The 22418-nt window shown below is 32.7% G+C and carries 16 protein-coding genes; 3 read left to right on the top strand and 13 right to left on the bottom strand.

Features of this window, described 5'->3' with window-relative positions:
• Positions 1-5: 5 nt before the first annotated feature.
• From GQR98_RS06500 to GQR98_RS06485, 4 genes are all read right to left on the bottom strand, one after another.
• Positions 6-1076 carry a hypothetical protein gene (locus GQR98_RS06500; RefSeq protein WP_159018801.1) on the bottom strand — a complete coding sequence of 357 codons (1071 nt, stop codon included), beginning with the start codon at positions 1074-1076 and terminating at the stop codon, positions 6-8.
• A 4-nt stretch (positions 1077-1080) separates the two neighbouring features.
• Positions 1081-2772, bottom strand: coding sequence for a DUF6909 family protein (locus tag GQR98_RS06495; RefSeq protein ID WP_159018800.1), 1692 nt, complete (start codon positions 2770-2772; stop codon positions 1081-1083).
• Between the two features lie 46 nt (positions 2773-2818).
• Entirely contained in the window at positions 2819-4303 is a 1485-nt protein-coding gene (locus GQR98_RS06490) for a GH3 auxin-responsive promoter family protein (RefSeq protein ID WP_159018799.1), read from the bottom strand.
• A 335-nt stretch (positions 4304-4638) separates the two neighbouring features.
• Entirely contained in the window at positions 4639-5508 is an 870-nt protein-coding gene (locus GQR98_RS06485; RefSeq protein WP_159018798.1) for a M23 family metallopeptidase, read from the bottom strand.
• A 141-nt stretch (positions 5509-5649) separates the two neighbouring features.
• On the opposite strand from GQR98_RS06485, the gene GQR98_RS06480 reads away from it, so the two are divergent.
• Entirely contained in the window at positions 5650-5838 is a 189-nt protein-coding gene (locus tag GQR98_RS06480) for a twin-arginine translocase TatA/TatE family subunit (protein WP_159018797.1), read from the top strand.
• A gap of 72 nt (positions 5839-5910) precedes the next feature.
• Here the strand turns inward: GQR98_RS06480 and GQR98_RS06475 are convergent, their stop codons facing one another.
• From GQR98_RS06475 to GQR98_RS06465, 3 genes are all read right to left on the bottom strand, one after another.
• Positions 5911-6918 carry a DUF4837 family protein gene (locus GQR98_RS06475; protein WP_159018796.1) on the bottom strand — a complete coding sequence of 336 codons (1008 nt, stop codon included), beginning with the start codon at positions 6916-6918 and terminating at the stop codon, positions 5911-5913.
• 17 nt (positions 6919-6935) lie between these two features.
• The gene (locus GQR98_RS06470; protein ID WP_159018795.1) at positions 6936-8522 is read right to left on the bottom strand and encodes a lytic transglycosylase domain-containing protein; all 1587 of its coding nucleotides are present in this window, start codon (positions 8520-8522) and stop codon (positions 6936-6938) included.
• A gap of 296 nt (positions 8523-8818) precedes the next feature.
• Positions 8819-10006, bottom strand: a complete 1188-nt coding sequence (locus tag GQR98_RS06465; RefSeq protein ID WP_159018794.1) for a phosphoglycerate kinase — start codon at positions 10004-10006, stop codon at positions 8819-8821.
• Between the two features lie 206 nt (positions 10007-10212).
• On the opposite strand from GQR98_RS06465, the gene GQR98_RS06460 reads away from it, so the two are divergent.
• Positions 10213-11367, top strand: coding sequence for an ATP-binding protein (locus GQR98_RS06460; RefSeq protein ID WP_159018793.1), 1155 nt, complete (start codon positions 10213-10215; stop codon positions 11365-11367).
• An 87-nt stretch (positions 11368-11454) separates the two neighbouring features.
• On the opposite strand, the gene GQR98_RS06455 is transcribed toward GQR98_RS06460, so the two are convergent.
• From GQR98_RS06455 to GQR98_RS06435, 5 genes are all read right to left on the bottom strand, one after another.
• A complete protein-coding gene (locus tag GQR98_RS06455) occupies positions 11455-11985 on the bottom strand; it encodes an OmpH family outer membrane protein (protein ID WP_042496322.1) in 531 nt (176 codons plus the stop codon).
• 252 nt (positions 11986-12237) lie between these two features.
• Positions 12238-13098 carry a class I SAM-dependent methyltransferase gene (locus GQR98_RS06450; RefSeq protein WP_159018792.1) on the bottom strand — a complete coding sequence of 287 codons (861 nt, stop codon included), beginning with the start codon at positions 13096-13098 and terminating at the stop codon, positions 12238-12240.
• A 600-nt stretch (positions 13099-13698) separates the two neighbouring features.
• Positions 13699-15570: a tRNA uridine-5-carboxymethylaminomethyl(34) synthesis enzyme MnmG gene (mnmG, locus tag GQR98_RS06445; RefSeq protein ID WP_159018791.1), complete on the bottom strand. Its 1872-nt coding sequence runs from the start codon at positions 15568-15570 to the stop codon at positions 13699-13701.
• Positions 15571-15654: 84 nt separating this feature from the next.
• The gene (gene ybeY, locus GQR98_RS06440; protein WP_159018790.1) at positions 15655-16065 is read right to left on the bottom strand and encodes an rRNA maturation RNase YbeY; all 411 of its coding nucleotides are present in this window, start codon (positions 16063-16065) and stop codon (positions 15655-15657) included.
• Positions 16058-19504: a DUF4175 family protein gene (locus tag GQR98_RS06435; RefSeq protein ID WP_159018789.1), complete on the bottom strand. Its 3447-nt coding sequence runs from the start codon at positions 19502-19504 to the stop codon at positions 16058-16060. The genes ybeY and GQR98_RS06435 overlap by 8 nt, the downstream gene beginning before the upstream one ends.
• Before the next feature lie 191 nt (positions 19505-19695).
• Between GQR98_RS06435 and gltX the strand changes: the two genes are divergently transcribed.
• A complete protein-coding gene (gene gltX / locus GQR98_RS06430) occupies positions 19696-21207 on the top strand; it encodes a glutamate--tRNA ligase (protein ID WP_159018788.1) in 1512 nt (503 codons plus the stop codon).
• Between the two features lie 86 nt (positions 21208-21293).
• On the opposite strand, the gene GQR98_RS06425 is transcribed toward gltX, so the two are convergent.
• Positions 21294-22409, bottom strand: a complete 1116-nt coding sequence (locus tag GQR98_RS06425; protein WP_199270273.1) for a glycoside hydrolase family protein — start codon at positions 22407-22409, stop codon at positions 21294-21296.
• Positions 22410-22418: the final 9 nt, after the last annotated feature.

Below are 22418 nucleotides of genomic sequence, written 5' to 3'. Positions count from 1 at the left end.
AACCCTTAACTATTACCCTCTTTGTTTTTTAAGTATTGTCCTAAACCAATAATAATAAAAACGGAAAAAGTTAATAAAAATAAAACTAAAGGTATTAGAAATTTCTTCTTCTCATACCAATTACTAATATCATAACCAGTAGTAGGAAAATTAGCTATCACATTAATAACATTTTTTTGCTCAACCTTATCCTTATTAATCATTCTTCTTTGAGCCTCCAGATCAAGACGTTTTTCTATAATCACGGATTCATCCATAATTAAACTTCCAGATTCCGTACTACCCATATATAAATTTGTCCCAGAACCTGTCAAATTCTCTTTTTCAGATTCGTTTATTCTTATGCTTAAATATTCTTTTACTAACGAGTCTGTTTTTTGTATCTGCACTAAAAGAGCATCATCTTTTTTATTTAAGTTTTCAAGATTAACCTCAACAATTTCTTCTAAATAAGTATTACGAGATATTTCTTTAACAAAAGCTTCCTCTATACTCTTATAAATCTTTTTATTTGTTGTTGCTACACCGATTAGATGGATTCTAAAATCATAAGATGATAAAGATTCTTTAAACCGTTCATAATTCATCTCCAATCTTGAAGTAGAATCTAATTTTTTATAAAAGCCTGAATATTTCTCTACCATAAAATTTTCATCTGCATCAGGTTGAATATAAAACCCTTTTAATGTTTTCGCTTCCTCTTCAGTGATATTTAATCGCTTAGAAAGCTCTACAAAATCTTTATCTTTATTGGCTAATTGATGAAATTCTTGAATATTTTCGTAAACCTGCCTAGCGGAATTAAAATTAGTCTCGATAAACATATTTGCTCCATAAGTTTTATCAGACGTTGAATCCATAAAGATACCTACTGCAAAACCAATTATAACAACCGAAGCATACCAAATTTTTCTTTTAAAAAAATGAGATAGAACACCTATAAATAATTCAAATATCTTTGTAAAAAACCCTCCAATAAACTTAAAAAGTCTATCAAAAGCATTTCCTATAAGTTTAAATAACTGCCCTAAATCTACCTCTTCAGATTGTTGCGGTTGTGGTAACTCTTTACTCATAATTTTAATTTAATATTTGTTCTAATATGGTTCTTGTAATTAAATATGTTGGTCTTACTCCAGAGGCACCTAAACCTCCAGAGGCTAATGTTGCTCCTGTTTCTAGCGGGTTATCACTAGCGTAATATGCATAACGCACTTTTACATCTGGACTTATACTTCCACGTACTTTAGATGCTGCTTGTATGGCTTTTTGGTAATGTGCACCTTCCATTTCTAATCCAATCACGTTCCATGTGGAATTGTAAAAGAATTTCAAAATATCTTTATTTTGAAGCGATGTTCCTAAAACGGTTATCATAGAACCATCATAAACATTTACACCCTTCCCTTCTAAATCTTCACGCTTTAATTCGTTATCAAAAGGATAGTTATCTGCTGTACCTTCAAAAATATGTGCCGATGGTATCATAATATCACCTTTACCACCTTCTAAAATACCTGCTTTACCCATTATGGATAGAGATTCTACATTCATATGTACTTTCTCTTTCCCTTTAGGTTTATAGGGCTTCAAAAGCTCGTCTATCGTTTCGTAAGCTTGCTCTCCAAAAGCATAGTCCATTACTATAATTACGGGCTTCTTTTCTTTTAAAACGGTTTCAGAAGCTTTAATATCTAACTTAGAGTTATCAATTTTACTGGTGTCAAATATTTGCACATCAATGTTTGCTCCCGATGTATCTTTAATATAAAACATCCCTTTTTGCAACGCTTCTTTAGAAATTTTATTGCGTAAGCTCTCGTTTTCTTTATGACTTAAAGACTCGTAAACTTCAAATATATCTTTTTTAGCTACAATAGGTTTTAAAGCATTTGGAGCAAAAAGCGTATTCATAACACTATGCATGTTTGCACTTATAATATGAATTGGTCTTTCTAATAAATTATTTTTATGTAATGTTTCCTTAATGGTATTCGACCATATTTCACCATGGATATGATGACCGATACGTTCTCTTAAAACCGGGCTAAACGTAATAGTTCGTTTATTATTACCAACCAATTCTTCTATCGCCAATTTACCTAACCAATACACAATATGCAACAAACGCTCTGGCTGCGAAGCCGTAGCAAATGCGCTATATACATCTGTAATTTCTTTAAAAGTTCTGCCTAAAATATTTGCAGTATGTGTAATAGCAACTTCACGTTCTTCTTGTGTAAATTTCTTTTTAGATAAAACAGCATTTTCTAGTTTTATCCAATCGCGCGTTGTGTCTCCTTCATCGTTAATTAATACACGCGTGCTAATTTTATGAGACTCTACAAACAGAAAAGTAAGATGCGTTAAAATATCGTAAATTTCAGAGCGACCGCGTGTAATTTCGATATTCATTTGCTCATCATCAATACGGTAGCAATTACGACGTCTTTTTGGTGGAATTATAGGTTCAAAATGCGAATCTCCATAACCTTCATCACTGGTTAAATTGATAAACATGCACTCTTCAATACCAATTGGTAATCTATCAATTACGTAAAGTAAACCTTCAAGTTCGGCTTTTTCGTCGCCAATAGAACCATAAATTTCTGGTCTCAATAAAAGTAGAGAGCTCCTTAGTGTTTCACCAGAAATCCCCATAGGTTTATAGAAACCGCGATTAAATAAGTGGCGCATAGTAATATACAAGCGCTCAATAGCATTCGAACTCTCCTGAGCTCTCGTTCTTTCGTGATGTTTTTTATTACTCATAATTTAATTTGGTGGGTCAAAGGTAATACTATTTTAATTAATTTTCTTACCGTAATAAATCAACTATTTTACGGTCGTTTGAAAGCCTTGGTATTTTGTTCTGTCCGCCCAATTTACCAATAGACTTCATATAATTTTGAAATCCATCTTTCTCAACTTTTGTAATTTTTAAAGGCTGTAAAACCTTGCCTTTTATTAGGTCGAAATAATAACTATTTTGGGTTTGTAAAGACTGGTCTATTTTTTTCGCTAAAGCGGAAAGGTCTTCAGGGTTATTTTCAAATTCTACAAACCATTCATGATAGGGCAATCCTTCCGAAGGATTAATTTGTGGTGCTACAGTAAATTCTGAAACACGAATATCTGTATTTTCCGTCGCTTCTTGCATGGCCTGCTCTACTTCTTTACCAATTACGTGCTCTCCGAAGGCCGAGATAAAATGTTTTATACGCCCCGAAACAATAACACGATATGGTTTTACTGAAGTAAACTCCACAGTATCCCCAATATTATAAGCCCAAAGCCCAGCGTTAGACGAAATAATCATCACATAATTTACACCAACCTCAACAGCACCAATAGTAATTCGTTTTGGGTTATCATTAAAAAACTCATCGGCTTTTATAAACTCGTAAAATATGCCAGAATTTAATTGAAGCAACATGCCTTTTTCATTCTGTTTATCTTGAAAAGCGAAAAAACCCTCGCTTGCCGGATAGAGTTCAATACTATCTACTTTTCTTCCGATAAGGTTTTCAAATTTAGCACGATAAGGTTCGTAATTAACTCCTCCGAAAATAAATAAGTTGAAATTTTTAAAAATATCGCCAACTTTTTTACCAGTTTTTTCCTGAAGCTTCTCAAAATACATTTGTACCCAAGATGGAATTCCAGAAATAATAGTCATATCCTCCGGCAGTGTTTCTTCCACTATAGCATCGACCTTAGTTTCCCAATCGTCAATACAATTAGTTTCTAAAGATGGTAATCTGTTTTTCTGAAGATATTTAGGCACATAATGCGCCACAATACCTGAAAGACGTCCTAATTGCACTCCGTTTTGTTCTTTTAAAATAGGACTTCCTTGTAAAAAAATCATTTTTCCGTCTACAAACTTAGCATTGCCAGTTTCGTGAATATACATTAAAATCGCATTTCGAGCCGCCTCTACATGGCTCGGCATACTTTCTTTGGTAATAGGAATATATTTTGCACCAGAGGTTGTTCCTGAGGTTTTTGCAAAGTATAGCGGTTTTCCTGTCCAAAGAATATCTTTTTCACCAGCAACTACTCGTTCTACATAAGGTTTTAAGGCTTCGTAATCTCGAACAGGAACGCGTTTTACAAAATCGGTATGCGAGTTTATACTAATAAAATCATGATCCTTACCAAATTGAGTTACCGTAGCTTTTGTAATTAACTCACGAAATACCTTTTCTTGAGTTTCCACAGGGTTATTACTCCATTTTTGAATGGATTTAAAAACACGTTTTGCAAAGGGTTTTGCTAATGCAGCTTTTAATGAAAACATATTTATTTTGAATGCGTTTTAAACCAATTAATAATTAAACTATCACGCTCGTCAGCTAAATTTGATAAAATACAGCTAAATTTTTCGAACTATTTGAGTATCGTAATTTAGCAAAAATATTTTGGTTTCTTTTATAAAATTCAACCTTAATATCTAATGCTTCTACCATTATCTTATTTCCGTAAATACCGCTTTTTTAAAAGGCAAAATTGAATATTTTAATTAGTTTAACTGAAAATTAAAAAACTTTTTAAAACGTTCTTTTTTTTTAAATTTAAATAAAAGAAAACAGCATACAAACCAAAAGATTCAAAACCTAGTTTAAACTGAACATATTATTTAAAATCTATAAAATTTGTTGGGTTAATAGGGTATCCATCATTCCAAAGCTCAAAATGTAAATGTGGGCCAGTAGATAAATCGCCTGTATTTCCTGCAGTAGCAATAACCTCTCCTGCTTTTACCAAATCGCCTTGTGCTTTTGTTAAGCTCGCATTGTGCTTATATACCGATATTAAACCATAACTGTGCTCTATTATCGCCACATAACCTGTACTAGCCGTCCATTCGGCAAAAATGACAATACCATCAGCTGTAGCCTTAATTGGTGTATCTTTCGCCACTACAATGTCTACTGCATAATGCTTTTCTTTTATATTGTAGGAAGCACTAATGGTTCCACTTGCTGGAGGGAATAATATAAAGTTAGTTGCCGATGTTGCCGACTCGAACAAATTATATTTATCTTCCTTATCCACCTTTTCACGAAGTAAAGAATCAGCTGAAGATGGATTTAAATCGACCTCACTAGCTTCTAATTGAACGGCTTGAATAATGGAATCTTTATTAAAATTTTCTGGACTTAAATCGCCTTTTAAAACCTTTTTAATCGATGCATAATACAGCTCGTTTACAGAAATTGATTTCTGCAAAGAATCCGTTTTATAATTCAATTCGGTAGCTTTTCTTTTTAATGCTGTTGAAGAATAACCAGGAATATACTCCCTAAGTGGTGTAAATGCAATTAAAGCATAGGTTGCCGCCACTAAAAATATAGCAGACACCGATATTAAAACAAACACATTTAAACGCGTTAAATTAAGCGATAAACGCTCCTCAAACGTGTTTTCGTTAAGTATAACAAGCTTATACCTATCAAGCAGTTTGCGTTTTATTTTCTTTGGTTTTTTCTTTTTTTCTTTCATGTTAAAACAAAAATAAATAGAATTTATTAAGTAATTACAAATTCAACTATTTAAATACGGGTTTGACAAAATGCTAAAGTTATGTTTAAAACGATGTTATTTAAGTTTAATTATTAACTTTGCAAAACAAAATTGAAAGTTATGATATTATCAAACATATTTTTAGGAATGATTGGGGCTCCACAAATTATTTTAATTGTAGTGGCTATTTTACTTTTATTTGGAGGTAAAAAAATACCTGAATTAATGCGCGGACTTGGTAGTGGAATTAAAGAATTTAAGGACGCTAGTAAAGAAGAAGAAGATACAGCAAGCGACAAAAAAAAATAAAACTAATTTTAGTTTAAAAAAAAGACCAACATTTTATAAAATGTTGGTCTTTTTTTATGCCGTTTTTTAGGCTTATTTTATTTTAACCGATCTAATAATAGCCTCGAGCTCTAGCATATAGTTACGCTTTTCTACCGATGGTGCGAAAGCAAAACCTTCAATAACTACCCAACGCTTATTAATTTTATCTTCAATAACATAATTAATAAATGGTCCGCCCATAAAATCGGCCTTTAAATCCCATAAACCTTTAGTTTCCATGGCTGGTTTATTATCCACAATAGTTTCACCATGAAAAGGCGTATAAGCGTTCTCAGTGATCATATAAGACTCTATTTTATCTCCGTTTGCCTTTAACTCTCCATCTTGTCTTCCACGTATGTATAACTCACCAACAGAATCTCTTACTTTTATAATTTGATTAACCACACTATCATTCCGCGTTATAGCATCGAACGGTAATGTATAAATCATTAAATTATTGGTTCCGGTTGTTATCTCTTTTCTTACCCAAAAGAAATTATCACTCTCCTTCGCTATTCTATAAATAGAAGGAAAATCAATAGTTAATCCTAGCTTTTCTTCTATAGATGTATGCGTGTGGTTCGATTTACTCATTTGGCGTAAACGCTCCTTAAGCTCAACATCTCTGAAGGTTTCAATAATTTTATCGGCATTTGCATTAAGCGTACTAATGATTTCTTCCCTTGTTTTTCCAGAAACCGTAATCACCTTTTGAGGCTTTGCATACACATCATCAACAAATTTAATTCCGGCTTCTTTATTCGGAACAATCTTTAAAATCGTTCTGTTTTTAGTTACAAAACCAGAGAAAACCGAAGCAGGAATCTGACTTACAGAAAACATAGGCTCATCTTGCGGAAGCCCGTAAATAGGTGTTCCTAGTATATTTCTAATCGCTTCACCTACACTTCCATCCCATAAATCGTTGCCTAAAACCACCGAAACATGACTTATATTTCCAGAAGAATCTGGTAACATAGATTTATCTGAAGTTTTCTTATCGCCACAAGACACTAATAATATTAAAGCCACGGCAGAAAAAATAATTTTTCGCATAATGATATATTGTTTTTTTAAAGTTTAGCTATTTTAAGTTTCATACCTATTTTTAATTTACTACCACTAATACCGTTCCATTCTTTAATATCTTGAACAGAAACTTCAGGAAATTTTTGAGAAATACTCCATAACGAATCTCCATCGCTTACTGTATAGTAAATAACCTCGCCTGTAATAGGCTTTATTTTAACCGCTGCCTTTGGAGCACTAGAAGTTGAAGTATGAGGTTTTTTAGGAAAAATAGTTAATCGCTGCCCTATTTTTAAGCTATTACTCCTTAGCCCGTTCCAGCGTTTTAAATCGCTAACTCTAACGGCGTACAATCTAGAAATTTTACCTAAATAATCGCCAGATTTTACACGATAGGTAATTTTATCATCCGCCTCAAAAAACTGCGGTAATGGTTTTTCTCTTTTTTCAAATTCCGCTTTAGCGTAAGCATAAATAGAATCTTCATTATTTACAAAGGTTCCTATCACATCATTTGGCAACCTTAAACTATAGTTTTTTTCTTCTACAAAAGGAACAACATCTAATTTATATGAAGGGTTTAGAAACTGTAATTTTTCTATAGGCACACTTGTAACTTCCGAAACTTGATCTAAAGTAATCATGCGTTTTACACGAATAGTATCGGTTTCAAAATAAGCAATTTCGGGTTTATACTTTGTAAAGCCATGCTCTTTTGCATATTCAAAAATATACATATTTGCTAAAAAAGCAGGTAAATATCCTGCTGTTTCACGTGGTAAATTATGTCGAATATTCCAATAATTCCTGTAACCTCCAGAGCGCCTAATAGCTTTAGAAACGTTTCCTGGACCAGAATTATAAGCCGCTAAAGCTAAATCCCAATCACCAAAAATACGGTACAAATCTGATAAATATTTAGAAGCCGCTATTGTCGATTTTATGGGGTCGCTACGCTCGTCTACATAACTACTAACATCTAAGCCATATTGCTTTCCTGTAGCAAACATAAACTGCCACAAACCAGTAGCACCAACTCTAGACTTTGCACGTGGTTTTAATGCAGATTCCACAATGGCCAAATATTTAATTTCTAAAGGAATATTTTGATTGTCTAACTCACGCTCAAACATAGGAAAATAAAACGCACTCGCCGTAATTAATGTTTGTAAATGACGCCTTCTATGCTTTAAATACGACTTTATAACACTTTCTAACGATGGATTATATTCCACATTAAATGGTGTACGCGCATCAAGCCTTTTTAAGCGCGCTTTTAAAGTATCTGTAGATAATTCAGGATAATCAACAGGATCATACTTTAACTCGCTTACAGACTTGTAAATAGTATCATAAAGGGCATTACTGTAAAGTTCTTCAAGCCACTTTTGGTCAATTTTAGCCGCATAAGCATCATCTTTTAATGTTTTGAAGGACGAACTATCTTTTAAAACCAAGATTTCTTTAACACCTTGTGTCGTTTTATCAATTAAAGAATCTTGCATCATGCCTGTTTGCTGAACAAGGGAATCTTTAACTTTTACGCCTTGCACCAATGTAGAATCGGCTTCTTGAGCATAACAAAAGCTAATATTAAAGATAAATAAAACTATATAAAATCGAAAATTCATAAAATCTGTTCAGTTCGTTATTCAACGATGTTATGGCTAAAGTCGTGTTTTTTTATGAGAATTAGAAAACTAAATATTAATTACTTTCTAATTCAGGAAAAACAAAGCAGGTTAAAACGTCCGTAAACACTACAAAACCATCTTTTTAATTCTGAAAACAGCACTAAAACCTTACCACAAAATATATACCAAAATTTAGCTCACACGAAACTAAAACGCACAAAAAAAATCATCTTAGTTTCTTTAGATAAAAAAGAAAACCAAGATGATTTTTATATTTTCAAAATATATACTACCTATTCTAAAATAGCTGCAATACCAGGAAGTGTTTTTCCTTCTAAGCTTTCTAACATAGCACCACCACCAGTACTTACGTAACTTACTTTATGCTCAAAACCAAATTGCTTAACAGCAGCAACAGAATCTCCACCACCAACTAAAGAAAACGCTCCTTTTTTAGTAGCTTCAGCAACAGAGTTTCCTAATTCTATTGTTCCACCAGCGAAACTTTCCATTTCAAAAACACCTAATGGTCCGTTCCAAAGTATGGTTTTACATTGCATTACAACATCATGAAATTGTTTTCTAGATTTTGGTCCAGCATCTACACCTTCCCAACCATCAGGAATTTCGTTAATATCAACAATTTGTGTATTAGCATCGTTACTAAAATCATCTGCAGCAACAGTATCTACAGGAATATGAATTTGAACATTTTTCTCTTTTGCTAACTTTAATATCTCTAAAGCTAAAGGCATTTTATCGTCCTCACAAATAGAATTACCAATTTTACCACCTTGTGCTTTTACAAAAGTAAATGCCATACCACCACCAATAATAAGGTGATCTACTTTATCCAAAATATTTTCGATAATAGTAATTTTAGACGATACTTTTGCACCACCCAGAATAGCTAAAACAGGCTTCTCTCCTGTTTCCATTACTTTATTAATACTTTCTATTTCTTGTGCTAATAAGCTACCAAAACATTTTTTACCTTCAAAAAATTGAGCAATAATAGTTGTAGATGCATGCGCACGGTGTGCTGTACCAAAAGCATCATTCACATAAATATCACCTAATCTAGATAGTTTTTCAGCAAAATCTTTATCTCCCGCAGTTTCCTCTTTATAAAAACGTAAGTTTTCTAATAACAAAACTTGTCCTGGCTCTAAGCTTGCAGCAGCAGCTTCAACATCTGCACCAATACAATCGGCAACAGTTTTAACTTCAACACCTAAAACATCTTCCACTTTATTAGCGATATGCTTTAAAGAAAACTCATCTTGAAAACCTTTTGGACGACCTAAATGAGACATTAAAATACAGCTTCCACCATCTTCTAAAATTTTAATAATTGTTGGTTTTGCAGATACAATTCTCGTAGCATCAGTAACTTCAAACTTATCATTTAAAGGCACATTAAAATCTACACGAATTAATGCTTTTTTATTCTCGAAATTAAAATCGTTAAGCGTTTTCATTTTATTTATATGTTTTAATTTTTAACTATTTGATTCACAAATGTAACTAAATAAACAGCCATTTAAAACGTGTTTTTTCACGAAAACGATGTAGCGAAGCGATAATTTTTAAAAACTAGAAATGCACACTCTAGATACAACCCGTTTTAGCAGATATTCATAGATTAATTACAAAAAAATATCTAAATTTTATGTAGGTTTGTTTCATGCTTTTTAAAGATGTTTTAGGTCAAGATCACATAAAAAACCATTTAACCACGAGTGTTGATAATGGACGAATTGCTCACGCGCAATTATTTGTAGGTAACGAAGGGTCGGGTACATTACCCATGGCCATCGCTTATGCGCAATACTTGCTATGCTCAAATTCTGGAGGAGAAAACACCTCTGGAAACGAAGCTTGCAATTTAAAATTTAATAGTATTTCTCATCCCGATTTACACTTTGCTTTTCCGGTAACCACCAGCGATAAAGTAAAAAGCAAACCGGTGTCTAGTTTTTACTTAGAAGAATGGAGAAAACTTTTAAAAGAACAACCTTACGGAAACTTATTTGATTGGTACAAACTACTTGGCGTAGATAATAAACAAGGCCAAATTGGTGTGGACGAAGCGCTAAATATTGTAAAATCGCTTACACTGAAGTCTTACGAAGGCGGCTATAAAGTGATGCTTATTTGGATGGCCGAAAAAATGAACGGCGCCTGTGCCAATAAGCTTTTAAAGCTAATAGAAGAACCACCAAATAAAACCGTTTTTATATTAATTGCTGAAGAAGAAGAGCAAATTATAAACACCATACGTTCGCGTTGTCAAATTTTACACTTTCCGCCACTAGCCGAAGATGTAATTGTAGATGCGTTAGTGAAGCAATTTAATATTGATAGAAATGTAGCTACTAAAATAGCACACCAAAGCAATGGAAATTACAATAAAGCATGCGATTTAGTATATCAAGATACCGAAGATAACCAGTTTGAAACTTGGTTTATTATGTGGATTCGAAGCGCTTTTAAAGCCAAAGGAAACAAAGCTGCCATTATAGATTTAATTTCTTGGAGCGAGGATATTGCTAAAACCGGTCGTGAAACTCAAAAGCAATTTTTAAACTTCTGTTTAGATTTTTTCAGACAAGCTTTATTACTTAATTATAAAGCTGATGATTTGGTGTTTTTTGAACCTAAATCGGATAAATTTAAGCTAGAAAACTTCGCCCCTTACGTACACGGCAATAATATTATGGATATTAGTAATGAGCTTCAAGATGCCATTTACCATATAGAGCGTAACGGAAATTCTAAAATTATACTTACCGATTTATCTATAAAATTAACGCGTTTACTGCATAAAAAAGCAGATTAACGACCCTCTAAAACTAATAAGTTTACTGCATAAAAAAAGGCCTATTAAATAATTTAATAGGCCTTTTTTAGTTTTATAATTTAAAGCTTATTCTGCTTTCTTATAATCAGCATTGATAGCTTCAACAATAGTCTTAGTAAGGTCGCTTTTCTCTTCGCCGTACATTACTGTAGCAGCAGCTTCACTAGTTCCTAAAATGTAGTTATAACCGTTTGTTTTTCCGTAAGCGCCAACAAAATCTTTAACTTTTACAATTACAGAATCTATATCTGCTTGAAAAGCTTGTGTTAATTGTTGTTGTTCAACTTGCATTTGCTGTTGTAACTGTTGTTGCTTTTGTTGTAAGCCAGCCATTAACTCCTCTGCTTTTTGCCTGTTACTTCTAGCAATTTTTTGTGCTTCTGTTTGTGTTTTTTGTGCTTCTGTTTGAAAAGCTAATCCAATGCTATCTGCTCTTTTTCTAAAAGCTTCATCTTTTGCTTTATATTTTGCTTCTAAATCAATTTTTTCTTGATAATCATTAATAACGACTCCGTTATCTACAAATCCAATTTTATTTGGTTTTTCACAAGATGCTAAAACAAGCATCGCGATGGCTACATAAAGTATGTTCTTCATTTTTATTTTTTTTTGATTAGTTTTTGGTTAATTTTTTTAATCCGGACAAATGTAATAAAGTAAGCTTTAAAACGACACGTAATTATTCGGATTTTAACATATAACGAAAACTTATAGCAATTTAAAGAATAAATAAATAATTACTATTAAAAACAGCTTCATATAAAGCGCTCTAAGCGATTTTTAAAAAACCGGCTTATATTTAGACGTTATAGCATTAAATAATCTAAAATAGATAGCTAAAAATAATTTTTATCTGTTTTTAATGATATAAATTAGCGAAGAAGCCTCTTTTGAGCTTAAAGATTTCAAGTTAGAACGTAAACCGTACCAAAATCCTTTAACCGGATTCATCTTGCCCGTTTTATATTTTTCAGAAAGCATACTCACATAAAATGCATCAAACAGCATGGGTTTTGTTTTTACAACACCCATACTCTGTTTAGAAACTAACTTTGAAATAGAATCTTGATTAAAATGCCAAAGATGTCGAGGCACATCAAATGCTGCCCAAAATTCTTTATAGTGTTTTGCATCAAAACTTTTGTAGTTAGGAACAGCAATAAGTAAAGTTCCGTTGTCTTTTAAAAGTGTTTTAAAGGATTTTATATGATCTTCTAAATTCGGTAAATGTTCCAAAACATGCCAAAGCGTAATAACATCAAATTGTTTCGATTCAAGTTTTTGAAGTTGTTCTGTATCAAAAACAGACTTATTTGTTTTGCTATTCGCTATACCCCTAGCCTCTTCGTTTGGTTCAATACCAGAAACCAACCAACCATTTTGTTGTGCGGTTTGTAAAAAATCACCTGTACCACAACCTACATCTAAAAGCTGTTTTGCTTCCGAAGAAAAAGAATTAATAAGCTTAAGTTTCTTTTTTAGTGAAATACTTCTCACCAAATGATACACCTTTTCGAAGGCATTTCTCTTAGAATCGGTGTGTGAAATATAATCTTCACTTTGATAATACCCAGGTAATTTATCTAAAGTTGGTTGCGGTGTAGTTTCTAAAAAACCATATTCTTGGTTTTCTATTAACTCAAATTCTTCTCCAGAAACAGAATAATCTTTTACTTTTAAGTACTTATTTGTTGATTGATTTTTTACCACGAACCACGTAATTTATTTAATTGACACTTTAAAAACGATTACTTCTATAAATAATTGAAGCCCCTTTTCTTATTTATTATTATAGATTAAAGTTAAAATTATTTTCAGTCTTACAAATTTAAAAAACAACCATCTTTAATTTAGGTTTCAACCTCAAAACGACATCTATATTTTAATTATTTTTCACTTTAAATTAAATGTTTTATTTCTGTTTTAATCTTTTTTTAGAGTTTTAAAATTAAATCCCAACAACTAATTCAACACAAAACTTCAATATTATTTTATAAACCAAAACACTTTTTAGATAAATTCACTGAAGCTAATCTTATTTTAAATTTAGAAATGATATCTATTTCTTTCTACAAAAATTAAAAAAAATCAGATTCAAATTCTTCATAAACAAGATCAAGATTCATGTAAATAACTTTTTTTTTCAGAAAATTCAATTCAAAAATCGATACTCTTTTTAGATTTTATATTCTAAAACCTAAAAAAACACAAAAAATATCAGATTTAAATCTCAAAACGTTCCACGTGGAACATTAAAAAAAGCTATTTAATTTCACTCAAATAACTTCTCTTTTAAACCATTATTATGGATTACCTTCCCATATAAACCAGTAAAACAGAAATATCATTTGGTGAAACACCACTAATTCTTGATGCCTGAGATACTGTTGCGGGTTGTACTTTTTTAAGTTTTTCACGAGCTTCTAAACTCATAGATTTAATCTGCGAGTAATCAAAATTAGCAGGTATTTTTACATACTCTAAACGTGATAACTTATCTGCATTCACTTTCTCCTTTGCAATATACCCAGAGTATTTTACCTGAATTTCGGTCTGCTCTATCACTTCCCTATCCAAATTATTGTCTTGAATATACGCCTCAACACTTTCAACTTTACGCACATCTTCCATATCCACATTAGGCCTAGCGAACACTTTAAAAAGCTTTCCAGATTGATTAACAAGCGCAGAATTTTTAGACTCTAATATCGGATTAATCTCCTCCGGTTTCACGCTTTGAGTTTCAAAAAAGCTTACAAATTTAGCCGCAGCATCATGCTTTTCCTCCATACGTTTTAAACGTTTTTCAGAAGCTAAACCCAACTCAAATCCTTTTGGCGTTAACCTAATATCTGCATTATCCTGACGTAAAAGTGTTCTATATTCGGCACGAGATGTAAACATTCGATAAGGCTCCTCTGTTCCTTTAGTAATTAAATCATCAACCAAAACACCTATATAAGCCTCATCTCTTTTTAGAGTAAAAGGATCTTTCTCTTGGGTTTTTAAACTTGCATTTATACCAGCCATTAAACCTTGAGAAGCAGCTTCTTCATAACCTGTAGTTCCATTTATTTGACCTGCGAAATACAAGCCTTCTACCAACTTAGTTTCTAGTGTATGCTTTAATTGTGTAGGCGGGAAATAATCGTATTCAATAGCATATCCTGGTCTAAAAAACTTCACGTTCTCAAAACCAACCACACCACGCAGAGCTTTAAACTGAACATCTTCTGGTAGAGATGTAGAAAAGCCATTAACATAAACCTCACAGGTATTCCAACCCTCCGGCTCTATAAATAATTGATGACGATCCTTATCAGCAAAGCGATTAATTTTATCTTCAATAGAAGGGCAATAACGCGGTCCTAAACTTTTAATTCTACCATTAAACATCGGAGACCTATCAAAGCCTTCGCGAAGCAAATCATGCACTTCAAGACTCGTGTAAGTCATGTAACAAGAACGCTGTTTTTCCAAAGGTTTTGTAATATCCAAATAAGAGAATTTTTCTGGATTTACATCTCCAGGTTGTTCAAGCATTTTAGAATAATCTAAACTACGACCATCAACTCTTGGAGGTGTTCCAGTTTTCATTCTACCAGATTCAAAACCTAATTCTACAAGCTGTTCTGTAATTCCAGTTGCCGCTCTTTCTCCTGCTCTACCACCACCAAAATTTTTATCTCCGATATGAATTAAGCCATTTAAAAAAGTACCATTTGTAAGCACAACAGATTTAGCTTTTATACTAATTCCTAAAGAGGTTTTTACACCAACCACTTTATGATTTTCTACAATTAAACTAGAAACCATATCTTGATAAAAATCAAGATTAGGCGTTCCTTCTAAAAGCATTCTCCAGTCTTCAGCAAAACGCATTCTATCACTTTGAACTCTCGGACTCCACATTGCAGGCCCTTTAGATTTATTCAACATTTTAAATTGAATAGCCGATGTATCGGAAACAATTCCGCTATACCCACCAAGCGCATCTATCTCTCGAACTATTTGTCCTTTAGCAATACCACCCATCGCTGGATTACAAGACATCTGAGCGATGTTTTGTAAATTCATGGTAACTAACAGTGTTTTACTGCCCATATTAGCAGCAGCAGCAGCGGCTTCGCTTCCTGCGTGCCCAGCGCCAACAACTATAACATCATAAACATCATTAAACATGCTTTTCCTTTTTTTTAACTTGCAATGTTCCACGTGGAACATAAATATTTTTATATTAAAATCAATAAACCTAAACCGAAGTTTCTACTTAATTCGGTTTAAATAATACTCTTCTTTTTCTCGCATCAAACTAGCGTCCGATTCCGTTTTATCTTTATACCCACAGTAATGCAAAACACCGTGAACCATAACGCGTTTTAACTCGCTATCAAACTCCACTTGAAAATCCTTTGCATTATCAATTACCCGTTCTACAGAAATAAATATATCGCCTTGAACAATTTTTCCAACCGAATAATCAAAGCTAATAACATCTGTTAAAGTATCGTGATCCAAAAATTCCACATTCAATTTATGCAGATATTCATCGTCACAAAACACATAGTTTATTTCTTCTAATTTAAAACCTTCATTAGAAATTGCATCTATTATCCATTTAGAAACTATCTCTTCTTCCTTTAAATTAAAATCTATTTCGTAATTAAAATTAATCATTGCTTTGCTTAAAATATTCTTGAACCTTCTGTTTGTAAATTTGCTGCAAAGGTAAGCTTTGTCTATTCAATATTTCAGTAGTATTAAAATATTGTTTTGCTGTAGGTATTTGGTTATTAGAACTGTTGTTAAACTCATTAGTATTCGATTCAGATTCCCGCTTATTATCTTCACCTTGCTGAAAACTTGCCTTTTCCAATTTAAGTAACTGATGCTTTAACTGCATCATTTTTTGAAGCGTTCTATTATTAAAACCTTTATTTAACAACTCCAATTCTATATCTTCCATTTGCTTAACTAACTTATCTCCATTACCACCTTTACCAAACTTACCTTCCTTATTTAGTTGCTCTTCTAAAGCTTGACGTAATTCTTGTTGCTGCTGGTAAATTTTAAAAAGCTCACCATTTAGATCTTCACTAAATCCGTCTTGACCTTCTCCCGGTTCATTCCCGTTTTCACCTTTTCCTTCTTGATCACCACCAGAGCCATCTTTACCATCCTCACCTTCCTTCTTCCCTTCTCCATCCTTTTCACCTTCACCTTCTTTTTTACCCTCACCACTTTTTGGTTTTCCATTTTCGCCTTTTTTCACACCTTCCTGCATCATCTTATTCAACTGCTCTTGGCTCATAATAATATCGGGTAATTGCATATCGCCACCTTGACCTTTGCCCATAGACATACTCATGCTCTCTTGCATATTATCTAAAACATCACTTAAAATATTTGCTAAATTATTAGCAGCGGTTATAGCAAATTGCTGATTAGATACTCCTTGATACAATCTGTTTTCAGCTAGTAAATCTAAAGCGCGATCTATATTATAATACACCTCAGTAATTTCCTTATTTACAGTCTCAGATATTTTAGGTTGACGCAACGATAGAGCAAACAGACTATCATCAACGTGCTCAAAATTCTCCTTTAAATTATTTTGTTTTTTTAAGTATGAAGCAAACTTGTTATTGTTAACCTCTATAGATTTAAAGTTATTCATTAAGGCTTCTTGATCGAAAGAAAACAAAACCAAGTTATCCAAAACTTGACGAAGCATTTCTACATCTTCTTGCATTTGATCGCCTTGCATTCCACTAATAGCGGCACCCATTTGCTCACTCATCTGCTTCATTTTTTTGGCTGCTTTCTTCTGACTATCCTTAGCGTCTTTTGAGTTTTGATCTTTATCTTCCTTTGGTTCGCTATTTGGTTTTTGACCAGCCTGTTCCTGTTCTTTTTTATCTAAAGCTTCCGATGCTTTTTGTTGCTCATTCTCAACTTCCTTCTCATCCAATTTATCTCTTGGAATATCAATAGGCTTTTTTAATCCTTTACTCTCCTCTTCTAAGTTTTTAATATCTTCTTTAAACTTTTCGAATTCTTTATTTAATGCATCCTGCTTTTCTTTCGTGTTTTCTTCATCTGTTTTATTAGCTAACTTTTCTTGATCTAAAGCCAGCTTCATTAAATCTTCTTTTAGTTTTTCTAGTTTCTTTTCAACATAAAATCGCTTCGTTAATTCTAGTAACTGCTGTAAACTTTTCTTTTTATTTTTATTCTGCTTAGCAAGCTCATCCAACTTTTGAACTAAGTCGTCTTTTCTAATTTTTTCTTGAAGATGCTTTAATTGCTCAAGCAACTTTTCATCTTCTTTTAACTTCTCTTCATTCTCCTCCAAACGCTTTTTTAAATCTTCTTTAAATTCGTCTTCCTTTGGATTATCCTTTTGAAATTCATCTAAATTATCTTTTAACTTCTTATTGAAATTTTTCATCATTTCGTCCTGTTCCTTCTGGCGTTTAAAAAATGATTCTAATTTCTTCTTATCATTAAAATTTAAGTTAGACTTTTCCTTTTGAGTTTTAGTAACCTCACGCAATTCCTTATCTTGCTTTTCAAAATTTTCTAGAGATTTATTTAAATCCTGAATATTTTCTTTCTGCTCTTGCAATAGTTTTTGCTCCTCTTCGGCTTTTGTTCGTTTTCTATAAGAAAAAACCTTACTTTTTACACTTTTAAACTTATTAACTAAATCATTATCAAATACTTGAAAATATAAATTATAAGGAATCCCCTCTTCAATCTTTAAATTATTAGGAAAAGCACTTATAAATTCCGAAATATTAGAATTTGAAATAGGAATATTTTCTATCTGTTTATTTTTTTCATCTTCCGATGGATAATAAACCAACTGTAATTTACTAAAACCATAATCGTCGCTTACTTGTCCATAAAAATATAAACTTTGCAAATCGACAGAATCTGTTTCAACTTTTAGTTTTAATTCTGGAAATTCATCTTTAACAACATTTATATTAAAGGCTAGGTTCTCATAATTTGTTAAATCGGCGTTGCTCGTGCTTAGTGTATATGAGAAATTTTTAAAAATTTTTCGTTTTACGCCAAATATGCCAGGAGCGGATTTTTGGAAACTTATAGTGTCTTTAGAAAATAAATTAACAGAAGTAGTTGATTTTGTTTTTAACTTCCAAATAATTTCCGTTCCCTCAGGCACCATGGCATTACCAGTACTTTTTAAAGTTTCAGTTTTTTTCCTGGTATGGCTCGGAAAATCTAGAACCATTTCAAAATCTAAAAGAGAAGGCACCTCAACAACATTTATAGTATACGGTTTTGATGTTACCTTATTTGCAGATAACTGAAAATTAATTTCTGTTTTTGGTTGCGGAAAAATATACTCAAACTCCCCTATTCCTTTTTGTTGTAAAAAATACGTTTCGTTATTATAAATAACTTGAGCACTTTCTGGCATAACATCGCCAGCCGTTTTTACAATGAGTTTAAAATCTTTATTTTCTATGGCATTTAAATTTTCGTTCACCACAAAAAACTGAAACGGCGCAGGTGGCTCGTAAGCTGTTTTATAATTTACAACACGTGTATAACTATCGCTAAACCAATTAAAATTTCCTGTAAAAAAAGTAAGTAATAAAATTAAAACTGGAATAGCCGCGTACTTTAAATACCCAAGATTCTTTTTAAAATTTATAGCTAGTTTAAACGGGATTGGATTTAACTCTAAAGATTTCTGATTTATACTAGCTAGTAATAATTCCGATTTAGAATCACTTTCATTAAGCTGTAATACATTCAATAACTTATCGCTAACCTCGGGAAAATGTTCACCAATTAATTTTGATGCTTCCTTATAGTTAATCCCTTTTTGAAGTTTAAATAATTTAGCCAACGGCATCACAATAAACTTAGCAAGTAAGGCCAGTTCTACAGCAATAAATAACCAAAATAATACACTACGCGCCGTGGTATTTAACCATAACACATACTCAATAAAAACTGTAAATAGAAAATACAGCAAACCTATAGCAAAAAACAAAATGGCGCCTTTAAGCAATTCATTAGTATAAAATCGCTTAATAAATGCCTCTAATTTGTGCTGTATATTTTTAAAATTATCCATGTGTTTCTAAAAACTATTCGGTACTAACGTATTAACCCACTAAACTACAATTTTATTTTTTACAAGGTTTATAATTAGTTGTTAATTGTATCTTTGTCGTAAATCTTGAAACAAAACTTAGTTTTTAAAGATTAAAACCGTTTCTATTAACACTTAAATATAAAAATTTAAGCTTTATTATAAATTACAAAATGACCAAAAATGTTCGCGTGCGTTTTGCACCAAGCCCAACAGGACCACTACATATTGGCGGTGTTCGTACTGCTTTATTCAATTATTTATTTGCAAAAAAACACAACGGAACTTTTATTTTAAGAATAGAAGATACCGACCAAAACCGTTATGTAGAAGGTGCAGAACAGTATATTATTGATGCATTAAATTGGTGCGGAATGCCTTTTGATGAAGGTCCAGGAACTAACGAGAAATTTGGACCATACCACCAAAGCGAACGTAAACCTCTTTATAAAGCTTACGCTGAAGAATTAATTACTTCAGGAAATGCTTACTACGCTTTTGATACTGCCGAAACATTAGATGCCGAAAGAAAACAATGCGAAGCCAATAAGGAAACCTTTATTTATAACTGGCATAATCGCTTAAAATTAAGCAATTCTTTATCGCTTAGCACGGAAGAAACTCAGGCTAAATTAGATGCTGGAGAGGATTATGTAATCCGTTTTAAAAGTCCGCAAGATGAAACACTTCATCTAAAAGATATTATCCGTGGCGATATAAAAATTGATACCAACGTTTTAGATGATAAGGTTTTATTTAAAAGTGACGGTATGCCTACCTACCATTTAGCGAATATTGTAGACGACCATTTAATGGAAATCTCGCATGTAATTCGTGGTGAAGAGTGGTTACCATCTTTGGCATTACACTACCAATTGTACCAAGCTTTTGGATGGGATGCACCAGAATTTGCACACCTTCCACTTATTTTAAAACCAACAGGTAAAGGAAAATTAAGCAAGCGTGATGGTGATAAATTAGGTTTCCCTGTTTTTCCATTATTATGGGAAGATCCAAAAACTAAAGAAGTTTCTAGAGGTTATAAAGAAGATGGATATTTTGCCGATGCTATGGTAAATTTCCTTGCTTTTTTAGGTTGGAATCCAGGAACGGAACAAGAGATTTTTGCACTAGAAGAATTGATTGCTGCTTTCGATTTGAAGAAAGTAAACAAATCTGGTGCACGTTTTGATCCAGACAAAATTAAATGGTTTAACCACCATTATATGCAAGAACAAAACAACGAAGAGTTAGCAGATATATTCAAAAATTCAAGACCAGAATTGGCAGATATCGACACAAGCTACATTGCAATGGCCATAAATTTAATTAAAGAGCGTGCAACTTTTGTGAGCGATTTCTGGGATTTAAGCCACTTCTTTTTTGTTACACCAGCAACTTACGATGAAAAAGCATCTAAAAAAGCTTTAAAAGAAGGTACAGAAGACATTATGAAGCAACTTATAGCTATTTTAAACGCGAATACCGATTTTTCGGTAGAAACGCTTACTACGGAAATAAAAGGCTGGATAACAAGCAACGAAATAAGTTTTGGAAAAGTAATGATGCCATTACGTTTAGCTCTTGTTGGTGCTTTACAAGGTCCTGATGTTTTCGATATTATTTACATGATTGGAAAAGATGAAACGGTTAAGCGTATTGAAAAGCTAATTGCTACAATATAAATTTAGGTTTCCTTAAAATAAAAAAAAGGTCTGTAAATAGTTTTAAAAACTATTTACAGACCTTTTTTTTATTTATAAATACATTATTAATGCTTTAAAGGAATCACCATATTCCAAGTATTTTCAAACTTCCAAGCTTCAGGTCCATTACCAACCGCAGCAAATAAATGCGTAGGTTTTCCATCTTCAACTAAAACAAAAGGACGTTCAAAATGATTTTGATGCGATGTAGATCCATCATCCCATAATACATCACGACTGTATGCTTTTACATTTTCGAATAAGTTCCATTCTACACCATCTTTAGACCAAATATGGATGCCTCCACCTTCTTCTCCGCAAATTTCACCTGAGCGATCTTTCATAACACCTTCGTACCTATCACCTGCCCACCAAATGTATGGATCTTCAACATCTACATGACTATTACCAGGAGTTTCAAACCTAAAAACAGGTTCTTCACTTAAGCGTTTGTACTCCCCTTTTGGGCTATCTGCCATAGCAACACCTAACAACAATGGTGGCTTTGGAGTTACAGAAGATTTATACATTAATAAAATTTTACCAGTTTTTGGATCTACTGCTGGCGACGGATTTGATGTAATTGTAGCATCCCAATGTCCTGGTCTAGGTTCGATAACAGGTTTATCAACACGTTCCCAAGGACCAAAAATAGAATCACTAATTGCCAAACCAACACGTTTGTTTAACCAAGCTTTATTCCAATCATAACCATCTGGTTTTGGATTGTCTTTTGTGGGTTGATCAAAATCATAAGTCGTACCAAAATGATATAATAAATACTTGTCTTTATACTTTACAATTCTTGGGTTGTGCGTACACATACCATCGAAAAATTCTGGTCCACGAACAGGGAGCACCACTTCTTGAAACTCGTAAGGCCCAACTGGCGTATCGGCCACAGCACGAACCACTTCAGAATTTGTAACCCAATTACCAAAACCAACATCTTTAGACCATCTTGAAGCAAACATATGGTATTTACCATCTTCTCCTTTTATAACAGACGATCCCCAAATCCAATAATTATCATCACGAAAACCACCACCAATTGGTGCAGGTAAAACACGATCTATAAATGCTTCCGGCGGTTTATTCTCGTTCATACAAGATAATAAACCAACCGATGATAATGCTAGAGATCCTTTGATAGAGGTTTCAATAAATGTTCTTCTTTTCATGTCTATTTT

It is taken from the genome of Algibacter sp. L3A6 (assembly GCF_009796825.1).
In the GTDB taxonomy this organism is placed as follows: domain Bacteria; phylum Bacteroidota; class Bacteroidia; order Flavobacteriales; family Flavobacteriaceae; genus Algibacter.
This window is presented reverse-complemented; position numbering and strand designations above follow the sequence as displayed.